Consider the following 14,012-nt stretch of genomic DNA (forward strand, 5'->3'; position numbering starts at 1 on the left):
TAGGTGCTGGATCAAGATGGATATATTGACGTTTACATGATCTTCATGTGATGGTGGATAAATATGGAATTTACGAACGTTGAAACGCGCTTAAGAAAGGAGCGGTCACAATGGAGCAACAAATTGTTATGAATTCACGGCAAAAACAGATCATCCATCGTCTGCTCCATGTAAGCAATCCTGTCCCGTTAAAAGAAATCGCCGAAGACCTGAATATTAGTGTCCGTACGGTTCAGCGGGAAATGAACGCCATCAAAAACATTTTGAAACACTATCAGCTTCATATCTCCAAAACATTTGGCATGGGAATGGTTCTGAAAGGAGAAAAAGCGAAGAAAGAACGTCTGGCATCTGATCTTGATTTTTTCTTTGAGATGAAGGACTATTCTCCGGAAGAACGAAAGCAGGGGTTAATTTGTGATTTGTTAAAGCTGGATGAGCCTGCGAAGCTGTTTGTTTTCAGCCGCCAATACCATGTGTCAGAATCAACGATCAGCCATGATCTCGAAAAATTAAAAGCATGGTTCGCTTCTTTTCAAATTCAGCTTCATCGTAAACCGGGCATCGGGGTGTACATACAGGGAGAAGACATGGACATACGACAAGCGATTGCGGCTGTGCTGCTTGAACAAATGCTTCCCGAAGCGTGGATTGAGCTGTTTCATAAAATGGATCATGCGAAAACGTGTGTAAAACAGCTGTTGCCTGATCGCTATCAGCGGCTGATCGACATTGAGCTGCTTCATAGAGTGCATCGTGTCATCACAGGTGTACTCTCACAAGAAGGCGTCCGGCTCGACGAGAGAGACATGCTTCATTTAAGCATTCACCTGGCACTTGCGATTACCCGCTGTTCGGGACGCCAGATCGAACACAATCGAACACTGCCGGTGGGTTACCCGCTGACCTCTCATGTGCTGAAGCGCATCGAAGCTACCTTTGATATTCAACTGTCACCAGACGACATCAACCATGTTAAACATCATTTGGCAGGCGTGGAAAAAGAGCAGCAAACCGTTAAGATCGATGACGCGTTTGCGGCCTATCTCACACAGCTTTTTATTTTGAAAACAGAGGAAGCGCTCCAAGAACCGTTAATGAATTCCTCTTTGCTCGAAGGACTGAAAAACCACTTGCGGTCTGCCTTGACACGCATCATAGGAGGACTGGCGATTCATAATCCGCTGCTGCGGCAAATTCAAGAAAAATACAAGCCCGTCTATAACGCCTGTGAACAAGGCGCCAAGGTCATCGCCGCGGAAATCGGCACACCCGTTCCCGATGCGGAAATCGCGTTTTTAACATTGCATATCGGCGCCTCTTATTACGACAGGCAGACGAAACAATCGGAATGCAGGGCGATTGTGGTCTGCGCAAGCGGTTTTGGCACTTCCCGCTTTATATCCGCTAAATTGAAAAAAGAAATCAGAAATCTTGTGATTGTTGATATCGTCGCTTCTCACCAGCTGGCAGAGTGGCTGAATGATCATGATACCATTGATTTGATTATCTCGACCATTCGTCTCGACCAGATGAAGGAAAAGACGGTCGTCGTTTCGCCTCTCTTAACCGATAAGGAAATCGGCCTTTTACAAAACCGCATCGCCAATTGCCGTCATGATAAAACAAACGTCAACAGCCCGATCGATGTGAATAAGGAGATGAAATATCTGCAAACGGCGGCATTTGGAGAGGGGATGCTGCAGATTTTCCGGCATTTTTCCGTCAGTTCGATCAGCATTCCGCCTAAAGTCCAATTTGAGATCAAGCGCCACCTTGATGTTTCCGATTTGCCTCTGGAAAACAGCTCTGTTTTTGTCGAGGATTTACAGAAACGGGAGGGAAAAGGCGGATTTATCGTGAATAAATTGGCTGTGCTTCATACTCGATCAACGGGAGTTTGGAGTTTATTTGTGCAACTGATCCGCTCCGATCGGCCGCTTTTTTGGAATGGGAAAGAAGCAGACGCTATTTTGGTGATGGCCGGTCCGGCGGATGCACCGGCCGAGCATTTTGCGGCATTGGGCGAAATCAGCCAATCGTTTATTGATGAACAGCATATCGAGGTGTTTTTAAAAGGAAGTGAAGAAGAGGTGAAACAGCAAATCAAACACACACTCGTCAAAGCATACAAAACAAGACTTCAGCATATTGGGGAGAAGTAACAGCGTGAAAAAGATATTCAGAATGTACAGCGCCGTCGTCTATCAAAACATGATTCTTGTGATCACAGCGGGAGTCGTCAATATAATGTTTGGCGAACACGGGTGGCTGCCGCTTCCCCGATTCGCCCCTGTCATCGACAGCCTGTATCTTTTTGTCATCCCGCTCATTTTTGCATTCACCGGAGGCAGAATGGCGGCAGGGCAAAGAGGCGGCATTGCGGCAGCGGCAGCCACGCTCGGGATCATTTTGTCCAGTGATCTTTCGATGATTCTCGCCGCTATGCTTTTTGGTCCGTTGTTTGGCTGGCTGTACAAGTATTGCGAAAGATGTACACAGAACAGATTTCCGATTGGAACGGAACTGCTGGTCAGCCACGTGACGGGTGCGTTTTTGTCGACCGGGTTTTTGCTTTTCTGTTTTTACGCTGCCGGTCCGTTTTTAAATACCGCGATGACACATTTTTATCACTTGGTGCTGACTGTGGCAAATTCTATATGGCTTCCGGCAGCCGCTCTTTTGATTGAACCGGGAAAGGTGCTTTTTTTAAACAATGTGATGAATCACGGCCTTCTTGGGCCGCTCGGCATCCAGCAGACGAAAGAGCTGGGCAAATCCATTTTCTTTCTGCTTGAAGCTAACCCGGGACCGGGATTAGGCGTGCTCATCGCCTGTCTTTTCCGTCTTAAAAAGGAAGAGTGTCTGGCGTTAAAAACAGCCATTGGGATTCATGCCATCGGCGGCATCCATGAGGTTTATTTTCCATACATTTTAAAGCGCCCCTTGCTCTTTCTGCCGTTAATCGCAGGCGGCGCGGCGGGCACCGCTGTGTTTTCTTTATTCAACGCGGGACTGGCTTCCACCGCTTCCCCGGCAAGCGCGCTGCTTATCTTATTGTTATCACCAAAAGGGGATATACTGTCTGTAGCTGCTGGCATGGCCGTTTCCTGTGCAGTCTCATTGATGTTATCTATACTGATTTTGTCCCCTTCAAGACATCATGATGAGCCGATGTCATCCGACGATGATGAGCCGGTTCCTGCACGTCACCCCCGGAAGCTGATTGTGACATGTGATGGCGGACTTGCTTCAAGCGCGATGGGCGCCGCTATTTTAAAAAAGCTTACAACCCGTAAATATCCGAATTTGCAGATTGGCTATGCCGCCATCCATCAAATCCCCCAAGATGCGGATGTTATCATCGGACAACAGGAACTAAAGCCGGAAGTGAAAAAATACAATCCTAATGTTCCGTATATCGGCCTTTTGTCATTGGCTGATGAAAGAGAATATGACAAGGTCCTTTCATATCTTGCGCCAAATCGTGATGAACGGCTGATCCTGCTGAAGCAAACAGCCGAAACAAAAACGGAAGCGATCATGATGCTGGGTGAATGCATGCAGACCCTCGGCTTCATAAATCGTACGGACGGAACGCTGGAAAAAGATCCCGTTCTCAGAAATGGAGCGGCTGTTTTCCGCAGTTCCGGCAAGACGGCGGGACTTGTGATCATCCAGTTTCCCGAAGGGGTTTATTTTAAAGGCGCGCCGGTTTATCTGCTGATCGGACTTTCTGGGAGCAGCCCTCAACAGCTTCGTGCGGCGAATGAAATCAAGGCGGTGTTGTCAGATGAAAGCATCAGCAGCCGATTGCGGCATACCGACGACAAGCAGGAGATCCTGAAGGCGTTTCGGCCTTTTTTCCTGCAAAGTTTTTCTAAAACATGATACGGACAATCTGACAGACGCTGTTTTTCGTTTTGTATAGCATCCCAGCGTCTGTTTCATTTGTAAATGTCAATAAGTAGTGACCAGTGTCCTGACGGCGCCGTCCCCCGCACAGGCTAGGCCTTTGTTTCTCTTATACAGTCTATCTGCTGCCGTGTCGGCTGTTCAGACTCCGGCAGGGTGATAAAAACAGTCAAAATCGAGCTGATAACATAAAGGATGGCCAGCACCCAAATGACCCCGGCCGAGCCGATCGTTCCGATGAGCAGCCCTACAAGTGCAGGCCCTACAAAAACAGGCAGGCCGGCGCCAAGATTCAAGATGGAAATCGCGGCACCTTTTTCTTCTTGAACAAGTGAAGGAACAAGTGCGGACAGCGGGACATAACCGGCCAAAGAAGCCCCCCAAAGCATTCCGGCTATCGTAATCATGACGATATTGCCATTCGTCCATTCCGGTGAATAATATAACAGCAACGTAGAAATGGCTGCCGATACGCCGCCGAACCAAATAACGGTATTCCGCCATCCCAGCTTGTCGCCGATGACGCCAAAGCAAACATTGAACAAAATATTACTTGTGAAAATAGCGCCCCAAATCTGCAGCCATGTTGTTGTGGAAATACCGAAATCCGCCATATGGAGCGGCAAAAAAACCGGAAAGGCAAACTGCGAGGTTGTGTTAATGGTTCTCACGATGCCGCCGAGCAGCACTTTAGGCTCCCGTTTAACAATCGTCACACCTTTGAAAAGCTCTTTTACTTTTTGTTTCGCTGTTGTATCTTTTTTTCGTTCAAGCTTGTCACGGTTTAAGACGAGGGCAAAAAATGCCCCAAGCGTCACCCAAAACAGCGAGCTCCACATTGTGTTTAAATGCCCCATATATATGATGGCCCAACTCGAGTAATATGCCCCAAGCACATTTAATCCGCCTGTAAAGAAAAACCAAAACCACCCTGCGGCCGTGCTGAGTTTTTCTTTCGGGCTGCGGTAGGCGATCCAAACGAGAAACGAATAGGCAAACAGCGGATAGCCGAAGCCGCGTACGGCATATGTCACAAGCATGGTAGAAAACGACAGGTCAGGCATCCCGAACCCGACAAAGCCTATTGTTCCGAGAATATAAAGCAAAAGCCCTGTCAACATTGTTTTTTTCGCACCAAGCGCCTCGAACAGCACACCGGAAAACCAGGAAGAAATCGCGATCGTTACTCCATAAGCCGTAAATAAAGTCGCTGAAAGCTGAACTGTCAGACCACGATCAACCAAATAAGGGCTAAGCCAGCCGATCTCGATGCCATCTCCCATCATAAAAATTAGGATCCCCAAGTATCCCCAGCCGATTTTACTTGGAATGCCGATTTTATCTAAAACATTCTGTGGTTTCATTGCATTCATTCCTCTCCATTACCTCATATTGTTTGCGCTTTCATTGCTAATATTGTAACGTGTTTGCACATAAAGCCGTGCCCATACTTCCGGCAGTTTTGGCGAAGAAACTTGTGACAAAATCAAGCGAGCACAAAAAAACCAATTGCTTGGTACGAACAATTGGTTTCGCTTTAAAACCCATGTCGACTGATTGCAGGCATATGCCAAAAACCTGCCGATTAAGGTGTATACGGAGCGGTTTTCATCATTTGCATAAAGTTAATGGCAGAAGCAGAAAGGTAATCTTCTCTTCTCATGCATAATGAAATCGGATTTTTCAAGTTGATTTTCTCGACATGAACCGTTGCAATATCCCCGCGGTCCATATATTCGTTCACTTCAAGAGCGGAGGCGAACATCACGCCATACCCTTCCATAACCGTTCTGATCGTTTCGTTCAATCCGTTGATTTGTACACCTATTTTTGGTTTGTCTACATGATGCAATGTACATAACGAAATCAATTTCTCCCGGGAAAAACTGCCTTCTTCCCGAAAGACAAACGGTTCTTTCACAACTTCTTCCAATGTTGTGTGCTGTGATGCAAGCTTGTGGTCTTTATTGACGACAAACAGCATGTCATCTTCCAAAAGCAGCGTTCCTTTTATGAAGGGGCCGAATTCCGTTGTTCCGCCGATCAGGCCTATGTCCGCTTCATAGTTGATCAGCTGTTCACAAGCCTTTTGAAAATTCGTGGTCGTAATTTCCACTTCTGTCTTGGGAAATAGCTGTTTAAATTGGCTGATCCATCTTGGCAGCAAAAAATTGGCGGGGAGAAAGGTGGCGGCAATGCGCAGCTTTCCCATTGAACCCTCTTTTAACTGTTTGACATATGATTCAATTTCTTTTTCAAGTGAAAACAGCCGCTTTGCCTGTTTTGCAAGCTCTGCGCCGGACTGTGTCAACAAGATGCCTCTGCCTTTAGGAACGAGTAAGGTACAATCGATATCGCGTTCTAAATTCTTAATTTGAGAAGTAACGGCCGGTTGGCTGATGTTTAACTGTTTGGCGGCTTGGGTGACACTGCCTGTTTCAGCGACCGTATAGAACAGCCGCAGTGCATGAAGATTCATGTTTCACACCTCTAATCATAAATAAGATTTATGAATATCTAATAAAGATATATTAGAGTTATCTAAATACTTTCATTATTATAAAATTGAAAAACGTCTTTTACAAGAAAGGAGAACCTGTTATCAGTACGCTTATTCTGAATAAAACCGCTTATGGCAAATCTCCGTATGATGTATGGCTGGAGGAACTAGACGGACCGGTGGTGATGCTGACTTCAGCAGACCGTGTGAATGAATGCCGAAATTATGATGTGATCGAAGCGTTTGACGATTATCCGGTGAATGGGTGTATCGAAATGCGCGCTTTGGAGCTGAATGAAACGTATCACTTTAAAACGATTATTGCCTCATCGGAATTTGATATGTTGAGAGCGGGGAAGCTGAGATCGCTTTTGGGGATAAAAGGGCAGTCTTATGAAAGCGCCCGGCTGTTCCGCAACAAAGTGTTGATGAAAGAGCATGTTAAAAAAGCGGGTGTAAGGGTTCCTGATTTTAAGAAAATCGACTCGGCCGCCGACTTATCTATGTTTGTTCAAACTTTCGGTTTTCCTGTGATCGTAAAGCCTGTCTACGGCTCAGGATCTGTTGATACAACCGTTTTGAGGAACCGGCAGGACATGTGGGATTTTCTTGCGAAAGGTCTTCCCGATCATCTGGAGGTTGAGGTGTTTATCGAAGGAGATATGTATCATATAGACGGCCTCATTTTAGGAGGAGAGACTATCCTGAGCTGGCCGTCCCGTTATATCAACGGGTGTCTGGCGTTTCAAGAGCAACAGTTTTTAGGCAGCCTCCAGCTTGAACGGAAAAATCCGCTCACCCGCCGGTTGATTGATTTTGTTCAAAAAGTGCTTGATGCCCTGCCTGTTCCCGAGACGACAACATTTCATGCTGAAGTATTTCACACACCGGACGATGAGTTGGTGTTCTGCGAAGTGGCCAGCAGGACAGGCGGCGCTATGGTGCGTGAAGCAACTGCGCAAACTTTCGGCTTTGATATCAATGAAGTGTGTGTCAAAGCGCAATGCGGCCTGGACTTTCATATTCCCGAGATGAACAACGGTCCGCGTCATTTAAGCGGCTGGCTGTTGATTCCTCCAAAAGACGGCGTGCTGAAAGAAATTAAGGCTGCTCCGTCAGCCGGCTGGTTAGCAAAACAACACATTTCCGCTCAACCCGGGGACAGGTTTCACGGCTCATCCTCCAGTGTAGATGCGATTGCAAGCTGCCTGGTTACCGGGCGCACAGAAGCTGAATTGAGCGGCAGCATTGACCGGCTTGCAATGTGGTTTCAAGATCATACCGTATGGGGAAAAGCTTCTGATGTTTACACAATTTAAAGCATTCAGCCGCCTTCATCCGCTGATCCGGTTTTTGCTGATAGGCACGCTTGTCACGAAGGCGGCTAAGTCGATGACAACGCCGTTTTTGGCGCTCTATCTGCATATGAAAACGGGAGCTGATTTTGCAGCCATCGGGCTTGTGATCGGTTTAGGCTATTTTTCAAGCACTGTAGGAGGGGTAGTCGGAGGAGCGCTTTCAGATAGAGTCGGCAGAAAAAAGGTGATGCTTTCAGCGATTTTCATCTGGAGCTTTGTGTTTATTTTTTTCGGGCTTGTCCATGATTTCATGTGGTTTTTATTGTTAAACATGTTAAGCGGGCTGTGCCATTCGTGTTTTGAACCTGTATCTAAGGCTTTGATGGCCGAGTTATCGGAACGGGAAATGAGATTCCGCATCTTCTCTTTGCGGTATTTGGCCATCAATATCGGAGCCGCAGTCGGCCCTTTATTGGGAACTTATTTCGGTTTTGCCAAAACAGGAGCTCCGTTTATCATCACAGGTCTTGTCTATTTTGGCTATGCTGCATTTTTGAGCGTAATGATGCGGCACATCACGGTGGAAGAGACAAAAACCGCTCCGAAGCCAGTTCGGGCAAGTTCCGTTGTGAAAACGTTAAAGCAGGACAAGGCACTTCGCTTTTACATAGCCGGTGGCATCCTTTTGTTGTTCAGCTACTCGCAAATGGAAAGCACTTTGCTGCAGTATTTGAATCACGACATTGCAAACGGGGTTAACATCTTTTCGGCTTTAATCACCTTAAACGCGGTTACCGTCATCCTTTTACAAGTTCCGCTCACCCGTTTGTTTGAAAAGTACAAATCCTTAACCACGATATCAATAGGAACCGTTTTTTGCATTTTGGGGTATATCGGATTTTCTGTCGCAAATGGCTTGATTTTTTTCATGTTTTCGATGTTTGTCCTGACAATCGGCGAAATTTTATGTTTCCCTTCAATGAATGTCCTTTTGGATGAGCTGGCTCCAGATCATATGAAGGGCGCTTACTACGGCATGCAAAATGTGTACAACATCGGCGAGTTTTTAGGGCCGTGGCTGGGTGGGATGATTCTTGGCTTGTACGGAGGAAAGGTCATCTTTCTCATTGCCGCGTTTTCGGTCTTCTTGGCTTTAGGCGCTTACCATATGGGAAGGAGAAAGTTTTTATCTGCACAGCATCATGGTGTATCGCCTTTTTCTTATTGAAAATTTGCGCCGCTCATGCATGAATCATCACGAATTCACCCAACCTAAAGGAAAAAAGGAGATTGAATCATGGATACCACATTAGGCTACCTCCGGGAATCGCTGTCCAATCATCTTGAGCATGACACAGGACAGAGCATTTACAGAAAAATCGCCTCCCAGCAATACGCGAATGAGGAAGAATTCGTCAGACACTTGGATGAGCGCGAAATGGCTTTTCTGAATAAAGTGCTCGAACATGAGATCACATATGCGCTGAATGAACAGGATCACAAACGGACGCAAGAACTAAATGAAGTGTATGAACTGCTGTTTTGAAAGGCGGGCCGAATAGATGGGAGCGATCGAAAGGAACGGCTATACATTTGAACCGGAGTACAGTGTCACAAGGCAAAACGGAGCGATTCACGTGTACCGGCGCGGGGAGTTTGTCGAGGAGATTCCGTTTGATTTTCGCGGGGAATTTCCGGAGCATGATTTGATCGAAGAGCTGGTGAATCATTATTGTTATGAGAATAAGATATAGCAAAAGGACTGCCGTCGGGATACGGCAGTCCTTTCAGCGTGTCGACAAACCCTCGCATCCGTTGTCAGGCCTGCGCTTCGGTGCTCACGAATTACAACATTCGCTCCGCTCCGATGCTCGGCCTTCCTAGACTGCAAGGGTTTTCAATCACGCTGAAGGGAAGACAAAATCCTAAAACTTTAAACCGTTTAAGGATTTTGTCAACAATCTAAAAGGACTGCCGTGGTGATACGGCAGTCCTTTTATGCTTATTTTTTCTTTTGATCATAATAATGGACCGGATACATCGATCCTTCCGAAACCATCTTATTGTCCTCAATATCCTGCGGAGACGGGTTTCCTGCTTTCTCGACCGGGAATGAGGTTTTTTCTTGTTTACCCGAGAAATAAGGGATTTTTTCTTTTGCGTTTTCGATGTACGCTTTGAGCTTTTGGCGGTTGGCCTGATCCTTCAACATATACACGGCGACTCCGGTGATAACGGTTGGAACTGCGAGACGTGACATGACGTTTTTTTGCTTCATGCATCCAAACCCCTTTCTGGTTTTTAAATGCTATTCCCATGATCACCGCCTCTTAAACGGAAAGGAGCCGGTTCAGCGCTTCGTCTATATCAGTCGTCGGCTGCTGGCAGGCGAAGTTTTCGCAAATATAAACCGTTGTTTGGCTGTCGACAGCTTTGTATTCTGCCGCGAATTCGGCAACGCCTTTAAAATCATCCGGCGATTCCGCGGCCAGGATGGCGTAGTTCGGCTGAAAGGCCTGCTGCAACGCCGTGATGATTTTTTGCCGGGCAGGGTCATCTTGTTTTCCAAGCACGACAATTTCTTTTTGCGGCATCACATGGCTTAACAGGCTTTGGAGAAAGTTTGTATGGCCGCTCGGGTAGGATGAGATGTCACCATAAAATGCAGAAAACATTTTCGTAACCTGGTCGATTAGTGACAAATCGCCCGTCAGCCGTCCGAGCCGCAGCAGCTGTACGGCCGCGACGCCGTTTCCGGAAGGGAGGGCGCCGTCGTATACTTCTTTATCCCGGACGATTAACGCTTCGGCGTCGCTTCCGGTGAAATAAAAGCCGCCATGCTCTTCATCCCAAAACAGCCCGGTCATGTCTTCGGCCAGTTCTTTTGCCTTCCGCAATTCATTCAAATCGAATGATGCTTCATACAATTCGAGATATGCCCACAGCAAAAACGCGTAGTCGTCGATGAAACCTTTATGTTTAACTTCACCGTCGCGATAGCGCACCATCACCCGTGCGTCTTTGATCAGCTCGCCTTCGATAAAAGAAGCGGCGGTCCGCGCCATATCAAGGTATTCCGGCATCTCGTACACCTTCGCCGCTTTGGCGAGGCCGGCGATCATCAAGGCGTTCCAGGATGTCAGCACTTTATCGTCAACATGCGGGTATGTCCGGGTCTGCCGTTTTTCAAACAGTTTGTTTCGCGCTTCTTCAAGCTTTTCTTGAAGCGCTGCATCTGTTATGGAGAACTCGGCCTTCACATCTGCCCATCTCGTATAAATCAAGTTCGGAATATTGTGCCCCTCAAAGTTGCCTTCGGGTGTGATGTTGTAGACGGCGCAGTACAAGCGGCCGAGGTCGTCTCCGAGCGCTTCCAGGATTTCGTCTTTTGACCATACATAATACTTGCCTTCTACACCTTCCGTGTCGGCATCAAGCGCTGAATAAAAAGCGCCTTTGTCATCGGTCATTTCCCTTTGGACAAAGGTGATGATCTCTTCGGAAATCCGGCGGTACCGTTCGTTTTTCGTCAATTGATAGGCCTCTGTATAGGCGATGAGCAACAATGCATTGTCATAGAGCATTTTTTCAAAGTGGGGGACGAGCCATTCGTTGTCGGTCGAATAGCGGGCGAACCCGTAGCCGATATGGTCGTAGATGCCTCCGTCCGCCATGCTGTCAAGCGTTTTCGTGACGCTGTACAAGGCGTTTTCTTCCCCGCTGTATTGGTGGTAGCGAAGCAGAAAGGACAGCATATGGGGAATCGGAAACTTCGGCGCGCTGCCAAAGCCGCCGAACGCCGCATCAAAGCTGTTGATCATCTGTTGATACGTGCGCATGAGAATATCCTCGCCAAGTGACTCGCCGCCTTCGCTTTTCGCTTTGATTCTTAAATTGTTGGCCGCCTTTTCGGCGATGTCTTCCACATGATCGCGGTTTTTCGCAAACGTATCAGAAAGCTGCTTCAATACTTCGACAAACCCCGGTCGGTTAAAACGGCTTGTCTTCGGAAAATATGTACCGGCATAAAACGGCTTCTGCTCAGGCGTCAAAAAAACATTCAACGGCCAGCCGCCCTGCCCCGTCATCATCTGGCAGATCGTCATATAAATCGAATCGACATCAGGCCGCTCCTCGCGATCGACTTTAATGGAGATAAACTTCTCATTCAAGAGCTTCGCGACTTCTTCGTCTTCGAAGCTTTCGTGGGCCATGACGTGACACCAGTGACAAGTCGAATAGCCGATGCTCACAAGAACCGGTTTGTTCTCGCGCTTCGCTTTTTCAAATGCTTCTTCACCCCAAGGATACCAGTCAACGGGGTTGTGGGCGTGTTGGAGCAGGTATGGGGACTTCTCATCGATCAGTCTGTTCGTTGGCATGGGGTCACCTTCTTTCTTTGTTTTAATTTACCACACTTGGATAAAAAAATACCATGAATGCATAAATGAACTCGCAGGAACCTTTTAAAAAATCAGTACCAGTTAAATGGGCTAAAGCAGGTATGGCGACTTCTCACCGATCAATCTGTTCTTGTATCTATTCAAAAGGAAAAACCTTCACACTTGACCACAATACCCATTAGGGTATATCATGTTCGTGAACAAAAATTCGTTCATAAGGTGGTGTGTTAAATGAGTTATTTGCTGATCCCGCTCCCGTTCATGATCATCTTTGATGCGTATAGACGTTATGATCCTGTTAAAGGAATTGCTTGTATCAACAGGGATGAATTAAAGAGCTTGGACATGACGATCTTGGATATTCGTCATTATCATGATACATCCAACTACTCTGATGCTGCACTTTTACACATTCCCTATGCGTATTTAAAACGTTATTATTTAGATATTCCACAAGATAAGATACACATAATTGCTGGGGATAGGGTAGAATTAAATTTAGGAGTGCGTTTTTTAAAACGCAAAGGTATTCATGTGCATAGTTATGAGGTGGCAAAATGCAAATGTATAAATCAATCAAAGAAAGGATTTCTGCGATATGGAGTATAATCAACAGATTAAAAACCGTCTGCGCCGGATAGAAGGACAAATTAAAGGTGTGTTGACGATGATGGAACAAGAAAAAGATTGTCGAGATGTTGTGACCCAATTGGCAGCATCACGAAATGCCATCGACCGTGCGTTGGGTGTGATTGTCAGCACCAACCTTGAACACTGTGTTCGTGAAAGCCTGACAAAAGGAGAGGATACAGAAAACTTAGTCAAAGAGGCTGTTGAGTTATTGGTAAAGAGTCGATAAAAAAATTCATCAGCCTATATGGTTGACGGATTTTTATAAGCGTTATAAAATACCCATACCGGTATATGCATATATTTTTTGAATCAAATATACCCCATAGGGTAATTAGAGATAGGAGGAGAAGCATGACAGAACAAACAAAACGCACAACAATTGTTTTATTTAGCGGGGATTATGATAAAGCGATGGCTGCTTATATTATTGCAAATGGAGCGGCCGCCTATGATCATGAAGTGACCATCTTCCATACGTTTTGGGGATTGAATGCTTTACGTAAAGAAGAGCTGGTTCCTGTGAAAAAAGGATTTCTTGAAAACATGTTTGGGAAAATGATGCCTCGAGGCGCTGATAAGATGGGCTTGTCCAAAATGAACTTTGCAGGTATGGGACCTAAAATGATTAAACATGTCATCAAAAAGCACCATGCACTTACATTGCCTCAATTAATAGAATTGGCTCAAGAACAAGGTGTAAAGCTCGTAGCTTGTACGATGACAATGGATCTGCTTGGCTTGCAGGAAAAAGAATTATTAGATGATATCGAATACGCAGGTGTAGCTGCATATTTAGCAGACGCTGAAGACGGTCATGTCAACTTATTTATTTAATTGAGAGAGGGGTGGATTCAATCCGATGGATAGCAGAGTCATCATCTATACCTTGCTTATTTTGTTTTTACTATGGATCATGATTCGGAACTTTGCACCAGTAAAAGGTGCGAAACAAATCACAACGACAGAATTAAAATCAGAGCTGAAAAATAAAGGGAAGCAGTTTATAGATGTTCGAACACCTGGTGAGTTTCGTACAAAGCATATTAAAGGGTTTCAAAATATTCCCTTGTCAATACTGCCTCAACAAACTGATCAGCTTTCGAAAGATCGGGAAGTATTGGTTATTTGTCAAAGCGGCATGAGAAGCATGAAGGCGAGTAAGGTATTGAAGAAACAAGGGTTTAAACATGTCACAAATATAAAAGGCGGTATGAATGCATGGCATTAGACGGAAAAAGATATTTTTTTGACTGTTCATATACC

At 46.0% G+C, this 14,012-nt stretch carries 14 protein-coding genes; 10 read left to right on the forward strand and 4 right to left on the reverse strand.

What is annotated here, in order from left to right; translation table 11 throughout:
- Positions 1–110: 110 nt before the first annotated feature.
- Both ACINLD_RS12595 and ACINLD_RS12600 read left to right on the forward strand, forming a co-directional pair.
- Positions 111–2,165 (forward strand): BglG family transcription antiterminator, encoded by a 2,055-nt coding sequence (locus ACINLD_RS12595; RefSeq protein WP_277692320.1) that lies wholly within the window; start codon positions 111–113, stop codon positions 2,163–2,165.
- Positions 2,166–2,169: 4 nt separating this feature from the next.
- Positions 2,170–3,891, forward strand: coding sequence for a PTS transporter subunit EIIC (locus tag ACINLD_RS12600; protein WP_410207020.1), 1,722 nt, complete (start codon positions 2,170–2,172; stop codon positions 3,889–3,891).
- 116 nt (positions 3,892–4,007) lie between these two features.
- On the opposite strand, the gene ACINLD_RS12605 is transcribed toward ACINLD_RS12600, so the two are convergent.
- The gene (locus tag ACINLD_RS12605; protein ID WP_410207021.1) at positions 4,008–5,279 is read right to left on the reverse strand and encodes an MFS transporter; all 1,272 of its coding nucleotides are present in this window, start codon (positions 5,277–5,279) and stop codon (positions 4,008–4,010) included.
- A gap of 221 nt (positions 5,280–5,500) precedes the next feature.
- On the reverse strand, positions 5,501–6,394 hold the full coding sequence (locus ACINLD_RS12610; RefSeq protein WP_026585645.1) for a LysR family transcriptional regulator: 894 nt from the start codon (positions 6,392–6,394) through the stop codon (positions 5,501–5,503).
- A 206-nt stretch (positions 6,395–6,600) separates the two neighbouring features.
- Between ACINLD_RS12610 and ACINLD_RS12615 the strand changes: the two genes are divergently transcribed.
- The 4 genes from ACINLD_RS12615 (at position 6,601) to ACINLD_RS12630 (ending at position 9,467) form a co-directional block, all read left to right on the forward strand.
- Complete coding sequence (locus ACINLD_RS12615; RefSeq protein ID WP_236251298.1) at positions 6,601–7,734, forward strand: ATP-grasp domain-containing protein; 1,134 nt, start codon at positions 6,601–6,603, stop codon at positions 7,732–7,734.
- Positions 7,718–8,941 carry an MDR family MFS transporter gene (locus ACINLD_RS12620; RefSeq protein ID WP_026585647.1) on the forward strand — a complete coding sequence of 408 codons (1,224 nt, stop codon included), beginning with the start codon at positions 7,718–7,720 and terminating at the stop codon, positions 8,939–8,941. The genes ACINLD_RS12615 and ACINLD_RS12620 overlap by 17 nt, the downstream gene beginning before the upstream one ends.
- Positions 8,942–9,010: 69 nt before the next feature.
- On the forward strand, positions 9,011–9,259 hold the full coding sequence (locus ACINLD_RS12625) for a sigma-G-dependent sporulation-specific acid-soluble spore protein CsgA (protein WP_077735831.1): 249 nt from the start codon (positions 9,011–9,013) through the stop codon (positions 9,257–9,259).
- Positions 9,260–9,275: 16 nt separating this feature from the next.
- Positions 9,276–9,467, forward strand: coding sequence for a YbxH family protein (locus tag ACINLD_RS12630; RefSeq protein WP_026585649.1), 192 nt, complete (start codon positions 9,276–9,278; stop codon positions 9,465–9,467).
- 248 nt (positions 9,468–9,715) lie between these two features.
- On the opposite strand, the gene ACINLD_RS12635 is transcribed toward ACINLD_RS12630, so the two are convergent.
- Both ACINLD_RS12635 and ACINLD_RS12640 read right to left on the reverse strand, forming a co-directional pair.
- On the reverse strand, positions 9,716–9,991 hold the full coding sequence (locus tag ACINLD_RS12635) for a hypothetical protein (protein ID WP_026585650.1): 276 nt from the start codon (positions 9,989–9,991) through the stop codon (positions 9,716–9,718).
- Between the two features lie 52 nt (positions 9,992–10,043).
- Positions 10,044–12,095 (reverse strand): thioredoxin domain-containing protein, encoded by a 2,052-nt coding sequence (locus tag ACINLD_RS12640; RefSeq protein ID WP_410207022.1) that lies wholly within the window; start codon positions 12,093–12,095, stop codon positions 10,044–10,046.
- A 282-nt stretch (positions 12,096–12,377) separates the two neighbouring features.
- Here ACINLD_RS12640 and ACINLD_RS12645 point away from each other — a divergent pair, with 282 nt between their 5' ends.
- From ACINLD_RS12645 to ACINLD_RS12660, 4 genes are all read left to right on the forward strand, one after another.
- Entirely contained in the window at positions 12,378–12,725 is a 348-nt protein-coding gene (locus ACINLD_RS12645; protein WP_077735869.1) for a sulfurtransferase, read from the forward strand.
- On the forward strand, positions 12,715–12,975 hold the full coding sequence (locus ACINLD_RS12650) for a metal-sensitive transcriptional regulator (protein ID WP_026585655.1): 261 nt from the start codon (positions 12,715–12,717) through the stop codon (positions 12,973–12,975). The genes ACINLD_RS12645 and ACINLD_RS12650 overlap by 11 nt, the downstream gene beginning before the upstream one ends.
- 125 nt (positions 12,976–13,100) lie before the next feature.
- Complete coding sequence (locus ACINLD_RS12655; protein WP_077735826.1) at positions 13,101–13,583, forward strand: DsrE/DsrF/DrsH-like family protein; 483 nt, start codon at positions 13,101–13,103, stop codon at positions 13,581–13,583.
- 25 nt (positions 13,584–13,608) lie between these two features.
- The gene (locus ACINLD_RS12660) at positions 13,609–13,977 is read left to right on the forward strand and encodes a rhodanese-like domain-containing protein (protein ID WP_409444783.1); all 369 of its coding nucleotides are present in this window, start codon (positions 13,609–13,611) and stop codon (positions 13,975–13,977) included.
- The last annotated feature ends 35 nt before the right edge of the window (positions 13,978–14,012 follow it).

Source organism: Bacillus sp. z60-11 (assembly GCF_046464135.1).
GTDB classification, from domain to species: domain Bacteria; phylum Bacillota; class Bacilli; order Bacillales; family Bacillaceae; genus Bacillus; species Bacillus sonorensis_A.